Below are 15079 nucleotides of genomic sequence, written 5' to 3'. Positions count from 1 at the left end.
CCGGATCCCGCTGCGAGCCGTCGTCCTCGGACGTCAGACGGCCAGCGACAGTCCGCTCTCCCCGTCCTTCGCGCCGTCCTTCGCGGGCGGCGACGCCGCGGAGTCGAGCAAGGCGTCCGCCGCGGCCACCGCCTCCCGGACGTCGGCCGTGCCCATCAGCACGCACAAGGTGTAGGTCACGTCCCGCAGTTCACGCGCCGTCTGCGGCCTTTCCCACTCCGCATGAGCGATCTTCAGCGTCGCGTACCGGGTCAGCAACGTCCTGGCGACCTTCGGGTCCGGAACGATCACGAGCGCCCCTCTCTCTGTTTGCGCTGCGTGTGCCCGGACGGGCGCGAATCATGCATGCCGGCCGGGCATGTCACCCACCAGGGGTCATGATCCGGCCACGCACCGTGACGCGACCTACCCGCATTTGACCGGGTCTGGTCCGGGAGACTCTCGTCCAGGCCCGTCCCGCCCCGCCCCGTCCGTCAGACGGCGGCGTCCAGTTCCGCGAGTTCTTCGGGCGTGAGGACGAGGTCCGTCGCGGCGAGGGAGTCGAGGATCGTCTCCGGGCGGCTCGCGCCCGGGATCGGTACGACGACCGGCGACTTGGCCAGCATCCAGGCCAGGCACACGCGTTGCGGGCTCACCCCGTGGGCCTCGGCGACGTGGGCGAACGGCGCGTAGGAGGAGCCCAGTTCGCGGGCGCGGGAGATGCCGCCGAGCGGGCTCCACGGCAGGAACGCGATGCCGAGCTCGTCGCACAGCCGCAGTTCGGGCTCGCTGGAGCGGAAGGCCGGGGAGAACTGGTTCTGCACGGCGACCAGTCGGCCGCCGAGGATGTCGTCGGCCTGCCTGATCTGCTCGGGGTCGGCGTTGGAGATGCCGGCCGCGCGGATCTTGCCCTCGTCCAGCAGTTCCCGCACCGCGCCGACGGAGTCCGCGTAGGGGATGCGCGGGTCGGGGCGGTGGAACTGGTACAGGCCGATCGCCTCGACGCCGAGCCGGCGCAGCGACGCCTCACAGGCCGCCCTGAGGTGCCCGGGGCTGCCGTCCTGGGTCCAACTGCCGTCGCCGGGGCGCAGATGGCCGCCCTTGGTGGCGACCAGGACGTCCGCGCCCCGGTCGTGGCCGGCGAGGGCCTTGGCGATCAGGGTCTCGTTGTGGCCGACGTCGTCGGCGTGCAGGTGGTAGGCGTCCGCGGTGTCGATCAGCGTCACGCCCGCGTCCAGCGCGGCGTGCAGGGTGGCGAGGGAGCGTGCCTCGTCCGGCCGCCCTTCGATCGACATGGGCATGGCGCCCAGGCCGATCGCGCTGACGTCCACGTCCCCGATACGGCGGGTCTCCATGTGCGCGTGACCTCTCTCGAAGGTGGTGCGGGCTCGAAGGTGGTGCGGGAGCGGGGAAGTCCGGTGCCTCGGAAGGTAATCGCGGCGCGTCGCACCGGACGCACTCCACCCTCACCCGGCCGTCGGCCGTGGGTCCAATGGAAGAATCCGAACGCATTCAGCAGCGTGGGAGCTGAATCGTGGTGCGGGCCGGTGCGGGTGCCGCGAACTATTGTCGGACCGGTGAACCCGCGTACCTCGACGCCGGGGGCGACGTCCCGGAGGCGGCCCGCCGGCTGGTCGTGCACGCCAACACGCTCCGTTACCGGCTGGGCCGGGTCCGGGAGCGGTACGGCGTGGACCTGGACGATCCCGACACCCGGCTGCTGCTGACTCTCGCGGTGCGGATGGCGACGCCTGACGTGTGAACCCTTGTGCGTGGACACGAAGGTTCCGGTTGTCTTTGTGCGGGCCGCCGAAGACGGGCGCACCCCGCACGGGTGACTCTGGAGAGGTACCGCCGCTTCTGCCGTCCCGCAGCGAAGGAGAACAGACGTGTCGCTCCCCACCGAGAACCTCGCGCTCACCGTCCGGCAGGCCGTCGCGGACGGGCTGGTCGGGGAGGGCCGGCCGCTGGCCGGCTTCGTCGACGTCCAGGGTGTGCGCGACAGCGTCGCCGGGCTGCACGAGGCGTTCGCGCGGGTGCCGGACGTCCTGCACACCTTCGCCGCCAAGGCCTGTTCGCTGGTGCCCGTGCTGCGGCTGCTGGCCGACGCCGGAATGGGCTGCGAGGTGGCGAGCCCCGGGGAACTGCGGCTGGCGCTGGACGCGGGGTTCGCGCCGGCGCGCATCGTGCTGGACTCGCCGGCCAAGACCCGGCAGGAGATCCGCGAGGCCCTCGCCCTGGGGGTCGCGCTCAACGCGGACAACCTCGACGAGCTCGACCGGATCGACGCGCTGCGGCCCGAGGACTGCGCGTCCGTGCTCGGGCTGCGGGTCAACCCGCAGGTCGGCGGCGGGTCCATCGGCGCGATGAGCACGGCGACCGCGCACTCCAAGTTCGGGGTGGCGCTGCGCGACCCCGGGGCCCGCGCCCGGGTCGTCGAGGCGTTCTCGCGGCGGCACTGGCTGACCCGGCTGCACGCGCACGTCGGCTCCCAGGGCTGCCCGCTGTCCCTGATCGCGGAGGGCCTCGCGGCGACGCACCGGCTCGCCGAGGAGATCAACGCGTACGTCGGCCGCCGCCAGGTGACCAGCCTCGACCTGGGCGGCGGGCTGCCGGTGAACTTCGCCGACGACACGGTCACGCCCACGTACGCCGAGTACGTCGCCGCGCTGACGGCGGCGGAGCCGGCGCTGCTGGACGGCCGCTACCAGGTGGTCACCGAGTTCGGGCGCTCCCTGATCGCCAAGAACGGCTTCACGGCGGCGGTCGTCGAGTACGTCAAGGACGCCGGCGGACGGCGGGTCGCCCTCACCCACGCCGGCGGCCAGGTCGCCACCCGTACCGTCTTCATGCCGCAGGCCTGGCCGCTGCGGGTGTCCGCGTTCGGCCCGGACGGCACGCCCAAGCGGACGCCGCTCGTGCGGCAGGACGTCGCCGGGCCGCTCTGCTTCGCCGGGGACGTGGTGGCGCACGACCGGCCGCTGCCCGCGCTCGCCGAGGGGGATGTCGTCGTGCTGCACGACACGGGCGGGTACTACTTCTCGGCGCACTGGTCGTACAACAGCCTGCCGAGGCCCGCCGTGTACGGGTATCTGCTCGACGCCGGTCGCGTCACGTTCGCCACGATCCGGTCCGCGCAGACGGTGCGGGAGATCTCCGCGGAGAGCGGCCTCGCCCATGCGGACGCCCTGCTCACGGGCTTCGCCGCCCCGGCCCGCCCCTGACTTCGGGGGTGTTCTCCGCGCGGTCCGTGTGCGAGGCTCGCCCGGGTCGGGAAGAGTTCGCCACGTCAGCGTGTCAGGGAGAGTCAGCGGTATGCGCATCGGTCTGCTCGGTACCGGGCCTTGGGCCCAGATGATGCACGCGCCCGTCCTCGCGGCGCACGACGCGCTGGACTTCGTCGGCGTGTGGGGGCGGCGCCCGGAGGCCGCGAAGGAACTGGCCGACCGGCACGGGACCCGGGCCTACGACGACGTCGACGCCCTGTTCGCGGACGTGGACGCGGTGGCCGTCGCCCTGCCGCCGGACGTCCAGGCACAGCTCGCGGTGCGGGCCGCCGGGGCGGGCTGTCATCTGCTGCTCGACAAGCCCGTCGCCACGACGCCGGCGGGCGGGCGGGCCGTGGTGCGGGCGGCCGAGGAGGCGGGGGTCGCCTCCGTCGTCTTCTTCACGACCCGGTTCGTGCCCGAGGCCGGTGCCTGGATCGCCGAACAGGCGGCCACCGCAGGGTGGTTCACGGGACACGCCCAGTGGCTGGGGAACGTCTTCCACGGTGAGAGCGACCACCCGTTCGCCACGCCCTGGCGCGGGGAGAAGGGCGCCCTGTGGGACGTCGGTCCGCACGCGCTGTCCGTGCTGCTGCCGGTCCTCGGCGACGTCCGCCGGGTGACGGCGGCGGCCCACGGCCCCGGCGACACGGTCCACGTGGTCCTGGACCATGTCACCGGCGCGTCCAGCACCATGACACTCAGCCTGACGGCCCCGCCTGCGGCGACGGGCGCGACCCTGGAACTCCGCGGCACGGCAGGGGTGACCCAGCTCCCCCAGTCCGGCGCGGACGCGGCCACCGCCTTCACCCACGCAGCGGACGCCCTCCTCACCGCGGCCGAGGGCGGCCCCCCACACCCCTGCGACGCCGCCTTCGGCCTCCGCGTCACCGAACTACTGGCCGACGCGGAGGCCCTGTTGGAGGGCGGGGCTGTCGGCGAGGCGTGACCGTCGGTCGTCAGCCGAGTTCGAAGTTCACCCGTTCCCGGACGATCGGGTAGCCGGCCTTCGTGAAGTGGGCCGCCATGGGGAAGTTGCCCTGGTCGGTGGCGGCGGCGATGAACTCGGCGCCGTGGGCGGCCAGGTAGTGGGTGCATTCGGCGAGGAGGTCGTAGGCGTAGCCGTGGCCCCGGTGCTGCGGCAGGACGCCGATGAAGCCGACGCAGGGGCCTGAGGGGTTGTGGGCCGGGATGTGCAGGCCGGCCAGTTCGCCTTCGGGGGTGCGGGCTATCTGCCACCACTCGCGTGGGGACGGGCACCAGCGGAAGAAGTCCAGCTCCTCCTGAGCGGCCTGGTCGAGGCCGCCCTCCTTGACGGCCTTGCGGGCGTGGGCGTCGAGGGTGTCGGAGTGGATGCGGCGCAGGGCGTCGAAGAAGACGGCGTCGTCGGGTTCGGGGGCGAACCGCAGGCGTCCGGGGCGTTCGGGAAGCCCGCACTCCGGGGTCCAACGGTAGACGAAGCGTTCCACCAGCGGGGTCTGGCCGGCCGCGCGGGCCGCGGCGTGCCGGGCCTCCGCGGCGGCCCGCATGACGGGATCCTCGCGCCAGCCGCCGGGCATCACCAGGTCCAGGCCGACCTGCCAGGGCGCGGTGCGCAGGAGTTCGGCGGCGGCCTCCTCCTCGCCGTCGGCGAAGTCGAACCACTCGACGACGAGGGGTTCGGTGTCGTCGGGTCCGCCCCACCAGACGGCGCGGGCGACGACCCGGCCGTCGCGCAGGGCGACGCGCTTCCAGTCCGGGCGGTAGGTGACTCTGCCGAACGCCTCGGCGGCGCGCAGCGGGTCGGGCAGGGTGTCGAAGAGTTGGACGTCGCTCTCGTCGAGAGCGCGGATGACCAGATCGGTCACGGATTCCTCCGGGTCGCATACGGCGTGATGCGCTCCCGGGCGTCGGACGAACGTCAGACGTGGCACGCCGGGGTCACGGGGTGGGAGCGCGGGATGACGGTGGATCGCATGGCGCTCGCCTCCTTCCGTGGGTTTCCGGGCGTGCGGTCACACGATAGGGAGTGGCCGGCGATCACGTCCAACGGTTTTTCGGCGTGCGGCGGCCGGTACCGGGGTGGAGCGTGGGCATGTGAGACGACCGGAGGGCGAGCGGCGGGGCTGGCTGCGGGGCGCGCCGCCGCCCCGCTGGGTGCGGGCGCTGCCGCTGGCGCTGATCGCGGGCGTGTGCGTGGCCACCCAGATCAGCAGCAAGCCGCTCGCCATCGGCTTCCTGCTGGGCGCCATCCCGCCGCTCGCCGTGCTGTCGTACGGTCCCGTGGCGACCGGAGTGCTCGGCGCGGCCGTGGTCGTGATGCTGAACGTGCCCGCGTTCCGGCTCGACCAGCCGGGCGAGGCCGACCTGTTGACGACGGTTTTCGTCGCCGTGCTCAGCGTGTTCGTGTCGTTCGTGCGCAGCCGCCGGGACGTACAGCTCGACCTCGAGCGCACGATCGCCGAGGCCGCCCAGAACGCCCTGGTGCCGCCGGTGCCCGAGCGGGTCGGCCCGGTGCGCTGCGCGGGTCTGTACCGGGCGGCGCAGGCCGGGACACTGGTCGGCGGCGACTTCTTCGACGTACGCACGAGCGCCCACGGGGTGCGGGCGGTGCTGGGCGATGTGCAGGGGCACGGGCTGGCGGCGGTGGCGACGGTGGCCTCGCTGCTGGGCGCGTTCCGGGAGGCGGTGCTCGACCAGCCGGCCCTGGAGGCGGTGGCCGCCCGTCTCGACCGGCGGCTGGTGGTGGACTCGGCGCGGGACGCGCACGCCGAGCTGTTCGCGACGGCCGTCCTGCTGGAGTTCACCCCGGGCGCGGACGCCGTCCGCATCGTCGTGTGCGGGCATCCGCCGCCGGTGCTGCTGCGCGACGGCACGGCCACCGAGGTGGACGTCGTCCCGTGGACGCCCCTGGGGCTCGGCCTCCTGGAGGGCGCCCCGCTCACCGCCCACGTCCTGCCGCTGCGCCCCGGCGACCGCCTCTTCCTGGCCTCCGACGGCGTCTCGGAGGCCAGGGACGCCTCCGGCGACTTCTACCCCCTCCTCGACCGGCTGCCCGCGCTCGCCGCCGACGCCGGCTCCGACGGCGACCTGGCGACGACGGCCGACCGCGTGTGGACGGACGTCCTGCGCCACTGCCCGGCCGTCCGCGACGACGTCACGATGCTCGTCCTCGCGCCGGCCCCTCCGCACCATCCGCACCATCCGCATCCTCCGCAGACGCGCTGAGGGAGTCCGGCTCCCCCTCCGTGTCGATGTGCGGCAGCATCCGGTCCAGCCAGTGCGGCGTCCACCAGGCTTGCTTTCCCAGCAGCGTCATCACGGCGGGCACCATGAGCAGGCGGACGACGGTCGCGTCGATCAGCACGCTCACCGCGAGGCCCAGGCCCAGCATCTTGACGACGATGTTGTCGCTGATGATGAACGCCGCGAACACGCTCACCATGATCAGGGCGGCGCAGGTGATGACCCGGGCGGTGATCTCCAGCGCGTGGGCGACTGAGGCCTTGGCGTCGCCGGTGCGCAGCCAGGCCTCGTGGACGCGGGAGAGCAGGAAGATCTCGTAGTCCATGCTCAGCCCGAAGATGATCGCGAACATCATCATCGGCACATAGCTCTCGATGGGCACCTTGCCCGCCACGCCCAGCGCGGGGCCGCCCCAGCCCCACTGGAAGACGGCGACGACGACACCGTAGGAGGCCGTGATCGACAGGACGTTGAGGACGGCGGCCTTGACCGCGACGAGGAGGCCGCGGAAGACGGCGAGGATGATCAGGAAGGCCAGGGCGACGACGACCCCGATGATCAGGGGCAGCCGGCTCGCGACGATGTCCCGGAAGTCGACCTGCGCGGCCGTGGTGCCGGTGACGTATCCGTGCGCGTCGGTGCCGGACACCGCGTCGGGGAGGGTGTCGTCGACGAGACGGTTGGTCAGGTCGGTGGTGGTGGCGCTCTGCGGGGACTGCTTCGAGTAGACGGTGGCGAGCAGGACGTCGCCGTCCTGGGTGGGCGTCAGCGCGGTGACCGTGGACGCGCCGGACACCGCGTTCAGGGTCTTCTGGGCCTGGGCGGAGAGGTCGGAGCGCTGGTCGGCGGGGACGGAGGTCTGGTCGATGACGACGGTGAGGGGGCCGTTGGAGCCGGGGCCGAAGGCGTCGGTCATCAGGTCGTAGGCGCGCCGGTCGGTGAAGGACTTCGGGTCGGCGCCGTCGCCGATGTGGCCGAGCTGGATCGAGAAGACGGGGATGGCGAGGACCGCGATGACGGCGACGCCCGCGCCCAGATACCACCAGGGCCGGTGTTCGACGCGCTGTGCGTAGCGGTGCCAGGTGCCGTGCGGGACGGCGCCCGGGGCGGCGTCGGTCTCGGCGACGGGCTTGCGCACGTGGTAGCGGTCCATCCGGCGGCCGATGAGCCCGAGGAAGGCCGGGACGAGGGTGAGCGCGCCGAGGACCGCGGTGACCACGGTGACGGCGGCGGCGACGCCGAGTTTGCCGATGAAGGACACCCCGGACGCGTAGAGGCCGGCCAGGGCGATGATCACGGTGGTGCCGGAGACGAGGACGGCGCGCCCGCTGGTGGCGGTGGCGTGCCCGGCGGCCCGCACCGGATCCGCGCCGTCCATGAGGCTCTGCCGGTGACGGGTGATCAGGAACAGGGCGTAGTCGATGCCGACGCCCAGGCCGATCATCGTCGCGAGGGTCGGTGAGACGGTCGCGAAGGTGAAGGCGGCGGCGAGCAGACCGAGGCAGGCGAGTCCGCCGATGACGCTGATCAGCGCGGTCAGCAGGGGCAGTCCGGCGGCGATGACACTGCCGAAGCCGACGAGCAGGACGACGATGGCGACCGCGAAGCCGATGAGTTCGCTGATCCGGTCGTCCGCGGCGGGCCGGGCCAGTTCGCCGAGCGGTCCGCCGTACTCGACGTCGGCGCCGGCCGCCCGCAGCGGCTGGACGGCGTGGTCGACGCCGTCCAGGTAGCCGTCGCCGAGGGTGGAGGGCTGGACGTCGAAGCGGACCGTGATGTAACCGGTCTTCCCGTCGGTGGAGACGGGTCCGACCTTGGACGCGGTCTGCGACAGCGGGTTCTGGACGGACAGCACATGGGGCAGTTTCTGCAGGTCACCGACGGTGGTGGACATCTGCGAGCTCAGCGCGGTCAGCGCCTGCTTGTCGTCGTGCAGCACGATCTGGCTGCCGTAGCCGCCGGCCTGCGGATCGTGCTTCTTCAGCACGTCCAGCCCCTTCTGGGACTGCACGCCCGGCAGCGAGAAGTTGTCCTCGTAGGTCCCGCCGTAGGAGTGGTTGAGCACCTGGAGGGCGACCAGCGCCACCAGCCAGGCGACGATGACGATCACGAAGTGGCGGGCGCACCAGGCGCCGAGCCTTCGCAGTCCCCCGGGTCGTGGTTCGCCCGCACTGGTGGGTTCCATGAGCTGCGCCTTCCCTGCCGCGCGTGTGCCGCGTGAGCGGTTCGGACGCCCCGATACAGCCCATTAGACGCCCGCCTGATCACTCCGGCATCTCGGCCGGCGGCCGGTGCGCGGCCCCTTCCGGACACGGCGCCCGTCCCGCGCCCGGCCCGCGCCCGGCCCCTTCCGGATGCAGGGTGCGCGCCCAGGATGAATGGTGTTAGTGGACCCGTTGTGAGCCCCGATGTGCGCAGCGGGCCGTAGCCGCCACCGGACCCGAGGAGCCAGCCCATGTCGACGTCACAGCCCGGCGCGTCCCGGCCGTCCCCGGACCGCGCCACCCCGGACCACCTGCTCCACACCCGCACCGGCACAGAGGTGTCACCGGAGGACATGGTCCTCGTCACCGGCCGGGACCTCACCCCCCGCAACCTCGAGTGGGCCCGCCGCAAGCTCGCCGAGGAGGGCCCCGGCGCGATCGAGAAACTGCTGCCGTAGCCCGAGGCTTGTGGTGCCCGCCCCGCCGGAGTCCGACGCTGAGGCGAATTCCGTCCGGGCGACCCGGACCACGTGAGTCCGTGCCGGGGACCAGGGATGCTGTCGGCCGCGAATGTGACACATCCCCCCTCAAGTGTCACATTCGCGGAACTGGTACCCCCCGTGGATGCGCCAACAGCATCGAGTCCTCCCGGGACCTCCGACGAGGCGGGCGAACCCGCCGCGCACGAGGCTCGCGGTCCTCGCCGCGGTGGGGTTTCGGGGTGCGGCCCTGACCCGAGACGGCCGCCATGGGGGTGCGTCAGGACGGTGTCCGCGCCAGCACCAGGGCGAGGACCGGGGCAGTCACGGCCGCCACGTACAGAAGGAGACCGGTGACCGCCTTCACGAGCAGCCCCCGGCGCGGTGGCAGGAGCAGCGGCAGCGGGGCACGAGCAGGATGCCCGTGGAGTGCGGCAGCGGCACGTCCTTCGTCTGACGGCACCACGCGTGCATGTCCTCGAGCGCGCAGTAGCGCAGGACACCCTCCTGCTCCAGCTTCCCGGCCGCCCGCTCGACCTCGGGGACGAGCAGCTCCAGGTGCCCGCGCACGACCCGCGTCAGCTTGCCCAGCTCGGCGCCGGCCAGGCCCAGGGCGACGGCGTCGGGGTCCAGCAGGATCCCCACGGTCTCCCGCATCGTCGCGATGTCGGGCGGAGGTGCCAGGACGAGCCCTGTCTCAGCCAGGGCTCGGGTTGTACGGTTCGTCATGTCGGCGCTCCTACGCTGCGTTGGCCATTCCCCGGGGCCGTTACCGCGGCCCGCGGGGTCTTACCGGCCGCCCCCGACGCGGTCCGCGCTGCTGCCCCTTGCCGGCATCCGCATGTGCGCATGAGCCAGACAGCGAACAGCCGCGCAAAACGACCTGTCCTGCCGCGCGCAGACGTCTGTTGACTGCTCCGCAGTCGAAGCAGGCCATCCCATGCAGTCGGATGACGCTCACGTCGCTCTGGACGACTTGCGGTGTGAGCGGAGGCGCGTCGGGCATCCCCGCTCCCATCTGCTGAGTCCTACGCGTGCAACAGATGGTGGGGGTGCAGCAACGCCACAAGTACCCCTGTGAGGGGTAGCTGGGGCAGTGAGGTCAGGTGGCGGAGCACCACTCGGCGAAGTTGGTCAACGACTCCGAATCGGCGCGCTTGAGGCGTCGGAGGGTTGCAGCGTCCTCACGGACCGCGAAGGCGCGGCGTCGATGGCCTGCTCAAGGGCGCGCAGACCAGGGGCGTGGGCTCGCGCGGCGAAGAACGTCTCGGTACGCACGTACGCGACGGATGCGGCCAGGAGCGGGTCTTCGGCTTCGGGGGCGATCCATCGCATGAGGTCGATCAAGCGTGCGGACAGGTCTCTGGCTCCGAACTTGTAGGCGACGGCGTCGGCGGACCGGTACGCGCTCACCATGAGCTTGGCCAGCTCGGCCCGCCCATGGGCGGGGGCTTGGTGGAAGGCGCAGGCGAGTTCGCCGAGAAGGACGGGGAGCTGGCGGACGATACGCGTGTACTGGGCGGCCAGCCTCCATTGGGCGGCTGCCTCGACGGCAAGGCGCAGCTCGTGCGCGGGCCGGACGGCGATGTCTTCGGGGATGTCATAGGCCGCGAGGGCTGCGGACAGCGCGGGGAGACTTTCGTGGACCGGCGTGTGTGCGGGGTCGCGGTCGGACCGCAGGCGGGAGGGGTCCACACCGAGCGCTGCCGCGATGGCTTCCAAGGTGGCGTCGCCAGGCCGGCGCTCGCCCTGCTCGATCTTGCGGATGGCGCCCACGGACAGACATGCGGCGACGGCCAGTTGCTGCTGTGTCAGCTTGGGGCGCATGACGCTGCGGTAGTAGGCGATGCGTGCACCTACACCGCCTCGGGTGTGTGCGGGCATACTGGCTCCAGGTTCGGTGCGTCCACTCCGAACCGTACTCGCGCGCAGACGCCGCCGTGCACGGCGACGGCCCCACCAACCTTGGGGTTCGTGGGGCCGGTTGGCACCAGTCAGCGGCCAACGAGAGCGATGAGCTGGGTGAGGTCGTCCACGCGCCAGTCCGCCGTCTCAGTGACGTCGGGATCATCGGCCCACAGGTGTCCCCACGGGCCACGGCGCAGGTGCGCCACCCTCAGCCCGGCCGCTTTCGCGGGGAAGACGTCGTTGGCGGGGTGGTCGCCGACGTACAGCGTTGCGTGTGGATCAGCCTGGGCCACCTCCAGCACGCGTCGAAAGAACTCCGGAGCGGGCTTGGCCACCCCCCAGTCAGCGGAGGTGACGATGAGATCAGCGGGAAGGTCCAGGCCTCGCAACAGCTCCCCGGCTCTCACAGTCTGATTGCCCGCGATGATCACTCGCACGCCAAGCCGGCGCAGTGCAGACAGGGCCGGGCGCACATCGTCATAGAGGTCGCCGGCGTCGAGCTGCTCACCGCGGCCGGCAGCCTCGCGAGCGTGGTACTCCGCCGCGATGTCGATGTTCGGCCGCAGGAGCCTGAGGGCTTCAGCGTTGTCCTGGCCTTGGGCGACGACAGCGCCGACAAGAGCCGACATGGTGTGGTGTGGGACGCCGAGCCAGTCGGCCCAGGAAGCCCAGTAACGGTCCTCCCGGGTGATCGTCTCGCCGACATCCAGCACGATGGTCTCAATCACCCTGGGAGAGTACGACACGACCTCGGTCAGGCCTTCTGCTGCGGTGGCCCGCCAGCGGCGTGGCCGCCTGCTCACACTGCCGGGCAGACACAGAGCTCGGCTTCCTGGACGGATGACGCCCGGCTCGGAGCCTCGGCATCTGCCGCGAGGCCGACCTCGGCCCCGGTACCGTCTACCCCATCCTGGACCGACTCGCTGAGCGCGGATGGGTCACCAGCCACGAAGAGACCGGCCCTCACCCCGGTCGGCCCGCACGTCGCTTCTACGAACTCACCGGCACAGGACGCCGACTGGCGTCCGAGGCGCTGACAGCACGCCAGGCCCGCCGATTCGGGCTGGGGTTGGCGGGTGGCGCAGCCTGCGGGCAAGTCTGTCCGTCGCGGCCGTCGGTCCCATCCGTGCCGTCCTTCCCGTCACTCCCCGCAACCTCGAGTGGGCCCGCCGCAAGCTCGCCGAGGAGGGCCCCGGCGCGATCGAGAAACTGCTGCCCTGACCACACCCTTTCGCGGCAGCGCCTCGCACTGCCAGACTGCGGAGGGTGCCCGACTTCGACATGCTCGTCCTCGGATCAGGTCCCGGCGGTCAGAAGGCTGCCATCGCGGCGGCCAAACTGGGCCGCCGCGTGGCCGTGGTCGACCGCCCCGACATGGTCGGCGGGGTCTCCCTCCACACCGGCACCATTCCCTCCAAGACGCTGCGCGAGGCGGTGCTCTACCTCACCGGTCTCACCCAGCGCGACCTGTACGGACAGAGCTACCGGCTCAAGGAGAACATCACCGTCGCCGACCTGACGGCCCGGACCGAGCATGTCGTCGGGCGGGAGATCGACGTCATCCGCAGCCAGTTGACCCGCAACCACGTCACCCTGTTCGCCGGCACCGGCCGGTTCGTCGACGACCACACGATCGCCCTGCGGGAGGTCACCGGGCAGGAGCGGCTGATCAGCGCCGAGCACATCGTGATCGCCACCGGGACGCGGCCGGCCCGGCCGGACAGCGTGGAGTTCGACGGGCGGACCATCCTCGACTCCGACAACGTGCTGACGATCGAGCGGGTGCCGCAGTCGATGGTGATCGTCGGCGCGGGTGTCATAGGTATGGAATACGCCAGTATGTTCGCCGCGCTCGGCAGCAAGGTCACCGTGGTGGAGAAGCGGGCCGGGATGCTCGACATGTGCGACGTCGAGGTCATCGAGTCGCTCAGGTACCACCTGCGGGACCTGGCGGTGGCCTTCCGGTTCGGGGAGACCGTCGCCGCCGTGGAACGGCATCCGCGCGGCACCCTGACCGTGCTGGAGAGCGGCAAGAAGATCCCGGCGGACGCGGTCATGTACTCGGCGGGCCGACAGGGCCTGACCGACGAACTCGACCTGGACAAGGCCGGGTTGGCGGCGGACCGGCACTACCGCACGCCGGCCGGGCACATCTACGCCGTCGGCGACGTCATCGGTTTCCCGGCGCTCGCCGCGACCGCGATGGAGCAGGGCCGGGCAGCCGCGTACCACGCCTGCGGCGAGCCCGTCGGGCAGATGCACGACCTCCAGCCGATCGGCATCTACACCATCCCGGAGATCAGTTTCGTGGGGCGGACGGAGGACCAGCTCACCGAGGAGCGGGTGCCGTTCGAGGTGGGCGTCGCCCGCTATCGCGAACTGGCGCGCGGGCAGATCATCGGCGACGCGCACGGCATGCTGAAGCTGCTGGTCTCGCCCCGGGACCGGACGCTGCTCGGCGTGCACTGCTTCGGCACCGGAGCGACCGAGCTGATCCACATCGGCCAGTCGGTGATGGGCTGTGGCGGCACCGTCGACTACCTGGTCAACGCGGTGTTCAACTACCCGACGCTGGCGGAGTCGTACAAGGTCGCCGCCCTCGACGCCACCAACCGCCTGCGCGAACTGGACCGCATCGGCGACTGACCCCGCGGGGCACCCACGGACCCCGGATGCTGTTGGCGCATTCCGCCTGGGCGATCCGGGCCACGGTGAGCCCGTGCCGGAGACCCGGGGTCCTGTCGGCCGCGAATGTGACACTTCCTACCCGGGGCGTCACATTCGCGGAACTGGTACCCGGCCGCCCGTGGATTCGCCAACAGCGTCGGACCCCGCGGGGCACCCACGCGTCAAGTCGTCCGGGATTCCGCCTCGGTCGGGGTGAGGCCGGTCTCCGTCAGTGCCGTCGCCGTGCCCGTCGTCCACTTCTCCTCGACCCGGCACACCTTCCACACCACCAGGGCGATGGCCCACGCGGCGAAGAACAGGCCGACGACGACGAAGCCCAGGGTGTTGAGGTCGATACCGGCGATCCGGTCCCAGAACGGGCCGTGCAGGCCGAGTCGGTCCGCCAGCAGGCCGAGGAGTTCGACGGTGCCGATGACCAGGGCGACGGCCACGGACAGGCCGGTGACGGTGAGGTTGTAGTAGACCTTGCGCACCGGCTGCGAGAAGGCCCAGCCGTAGGCGAAGTTCATGAACGAGCCGTCGATGGTGTCGAGCAGCGACATGCCGGCCGCGAAGAGGACCGGCAGGCACAGGATCGCGTACCAGGGCAGCCCGGAGGCCGCGCCGGAGCCGGCGAGGACGAGCAGGGCCACCTCGGTCGCGGTGTCGAACCCGAGGCCGAACAGCAGCCCCAGCGGGTACATGTGCCACGACTTGGAGACGGCCTTCGTGACCCGGCCGAGCAGCCGGTTCATCAGCCCGCGGCTGTTCAGCTGCTCCTCCAGCGCGGCTTCGTCGAACTCGCCGGACCGCATCCGGCGGAACACCTTCCAGATGCCGCCGAGGACGACGAGGTTGAGGGCGGCGATGACGTAGAGGAAGGTGCCGGAGACGGTCGTGCCGATCAGGCCGGTGACGTCGTGCAGCCGCGAGCCGTCCTCGCTGACCGGGCCGGCCAGCGCCTTGACGCCGACGGACAGCAGGAACGCCAGGGCGAAGACGACGCTGGAGTGGCCGAGCGAGAACCAGAACCCGACCGACAGCGGCCGCTGCCCCTCGCCCATCAGCTTGCGGGTGGTGTTGTCGATGGCGGCGATGTGGTCGGCGTCGAAGGCGTGCCGCATGCCGAGGGTGTAGGCGGTGACGCCGATGCCGATGCCGAAGGACTTCTCGCCCACGGTGTGGTGCTCGGGCGCGACGATCGCGACGAGGGTGAACCAGCCGATCACGTGCAGCGCGAGGATGAACGCGGCCATCCCGCCGAGGCGGGTCCACTCCTGCCGCGTCAGGGAGGTACGGACGCGGTGCGGGGCGGTCGTCGCCGTCGTCATCGGGGAGGTCTTTCGTCGGT

Annotated in this window: 14 protein-coding genes and 1 pseudogene; 7 read left to right on the top strand and 8 right to left on the bottom strand. The window is 71.8% G+C overall.

Annotated elements, in window-relative coordinates:
• Nucleotides 1–33: 33 nt before the first annotated feature.
• Together OG352_RS38020 and OG352_RS38015 are read right to left on the bottom strand one after the other, a co-directional pair.
• The gene (locus OG352_RS38020; protein ID WP_329223224.1) at nucleotides 34–291 is read right to left on the bottom strand and encodes a DUF5133 domain-containing protein; all 258 of its coding nucleotides are present in this window, start codon (nucleotides 289–291) and stop codon (nucleotides 34–36) included.
• A 182-nt stretch (nucleotides 292–473) separates the two neighbouring features.
• The gene (locus OG352_RS38015; RefSeq protein ID WP_329223222.1) at nucleotides 474–1334 is read right to left on the bottom strand and encodes an aldo/keto reductase; all 861 of its coding nucleotides are present in this window, start codon (nucleotides 1332–1334) and stop codon (nucleotides 474–476) included.
• Nucleotides 1335–1513: 179 nt separating this feature from the next.
• On the opposite strand from OG352_RS38015, the gene OG352_RS38010 reads away from it, so the two are divergent.
• The 3 genes from OG352_RS38010 (at nucleotide 1514) to OG352_RS38000 (ending at nucleotide 4194) form a co-directional block, all read left to right on the top strand.
• On the top strand, nucleotides 1514–1741 hold the full coding sequence (locus OG352_RS38010) for a helix-turn-helix domain-containing protein (protein ID WP_443072449.1): 228 nt from the start codon (nucleotides 1514–1516) through the stop codon (nucleotides 1739–1741).
• Between the two features lie 127 nt (nucleotides 1742–1868).
• Entirely contained in the window at nucleotides 1869–3203 is a 1335-nt protein-coding gene (locus OG352_RS38005) for a diaminopimelate decarboxylase (protein ID WP_329223221.1), read from the top strand.
• Between the two features lie 91 nt (nucleotides 3204–3294).
• Nucleotides 3295–4194, top strand: coding sequence for a Gfo/Idh/MocA family protein (locus tag OG352_RS38000; protein WP_329223220.1), 900 nt, complete (start codon nucleotides 3295–3297; stop codon nucleotides 4192–4194).
• Between the two features lie 10 nt (nucleotides 4195–4204).
• On the opposite strand, the gene OG352_RS37995 is transcribed toward OG352_RS38000, so the two are convergent.
• Nucleotides 4205–5092, bottom strand: a complete 888-nt coding sequence (locus OG352_RS37995; RefSeq protein WP_329223218.1) for a GNAT family N-acetyltransferase — start codon at nucleotides 5090–5092, stop codon at nucleotides 4205–4207.
• A 229-nt stretch (nucleotides 5093–5321) separates the two neighbouring features.
• Here OG352_RS37995 and OG352_RS37990 point away from each other — a divergent pair, with 229 nt between their 5' ends.
• The gene (locus tag OG352_RS37990) at nucleotides 5322–6452 is read left to right on the top strand and encodes a PP2C family protein-serine/threonine phosphatase (RefSeq protein WP_329223217.1); all 1131 of its coding nucleotides are present in this window, start codon (nucleotides 5322–5324) and stop codon (nucleotides 6450–6452) included.
• On the opposite strand, the gene OG352_RS37985 is transcribed toward OG352_RS37990, so the two are convergent.
• Complete coding sequence (locus tag OG352_RS37985; RefSeq protein ID WP_329223215.1) at nucleotides 6382–8655, bottom strand: MMPL family transporter; 2274 nt, start codon at nucleotides 8653–8655, stop codon at nucleotides 6382–6384. The genes OG352_RS37990 and OG352_RS37985 overlap by 71 nt on opposite strands.
• A 270-nt stretch (nucleotides 8656–8925) precedes the next feature.
• On the opposite strand from OG352_RS37985, the gene OG352_RS37980 reads away from it, so the two are divergent.
• Nucleotides 8926–9132, top strand: a complete 207-nt coding sequence (locus OG352_RS37980; protein WP_329223214.1) for a hypothetical protein — start codon at nucleotides 8926–8928, stop codon at nucleotides 9130–9132.
• Between the two features lie 384 nt (nucleotides 9133–9516).
• On the opposite strand, the gene OG352_RS37975 is transcribed toward OG352_RS37980, so the two are convergent.
• The 3 genes from OG352_RS37975 to OG352_RS37965 form a co-directional block, all read right to left on the bottom strand.
• Nucleotides 9517–9882, bottom strand: coding sequence for a DUF6415 family natural product biosynthesis protein (locus OG352_RS37975; RefSeq protein ID WP_329223213.1), 366 nt, complete (start codon nucleotides 9880–9882; stop codon nucleotides 9517–9519).
• A gap of 405 nt (nucleotides 9883–10287) precedes the next feature.
• Nucleotides 10288–11037 carry a helix-turn-helix domain-containing protein gene (locus OG352_RS37970; RefSeq protein WP_329223212.1) on the bottom strand — a complete coding sequence of 250 codons (750 nt, stop codon included), beginning with the start codon at nucleotides 11035–11037 and terminating at the stop codon, nucleotides 10288–10290.
• 110 nt (nucleotides 11038–11147) lie between these two features.
• Nucleotides 11148–11789 (bottom strand): HAD family hydrolase, encoded by a 642-nt coding sequence (locus OG352_RS37965; RefSeq protein WP_329223210.1) that lies wholly within the window; start codon nucleotides 11787–11789, stop codon nucleotides 11148–11150.
• A gap of 137 nt (nucleotides 11790–11926) precedes the next feature.
• On the opposite strand from OG352_RS37965, the pseudogene OG352_RS37960 reads away from it, so the two are divergent.
• Nucleotides 11927–12070, top strand: a pseudogene (locus OG352_RS37960) (PadR family transcriptional regulator); the annotation flags it as partial.
• 257 nt (nucleotides 12071–12327) lie between these two features.
• Nucleotides 12328–13707 (top strand): Si-specific NAD(P)(+) transhydrogenase, encoded by a 1380-nt coding sequence (sthA, locus tag OG352_RS37955; protein ID WP_329223208.1) that lies wholly within the window; start codon nucleotides 12328–12330, stop codon nucleotides 13705–13707.
• Nucleotides 13708–13910: 203 nt separating this feature from the next.
• On the opposite strand, the gene OG352_RS37950 is transcribed toward sthA, so the two are convergent.
• A complete protein-coding gene (locus OG352_RS37950; RefSeq protein WP_329223206.1) occupies nucleotides 13911–15059 on the bottom strand; it encodes a HoxN/HupN/NixA family nickel/cobalt transporter in 1149 nt (382 codons plus the stop codon).
• Nucleotides 15060–15079 lie beyond the last annotated feature (20 nt).

Source organism: Streptomyces sp. NBC_01485, from assembly GCF_036227125.1.
Lineage (GTDB): Bacteria > Actinomycetota > Actinomycetes > Streptomycetales > Streptomycetaceae > Streptomyces.
The sequence above is the reverse complement of the archived record's forward strand: the minus strand, read 5'-3'. Positions and strand labels throughout refer to the sequence as shown.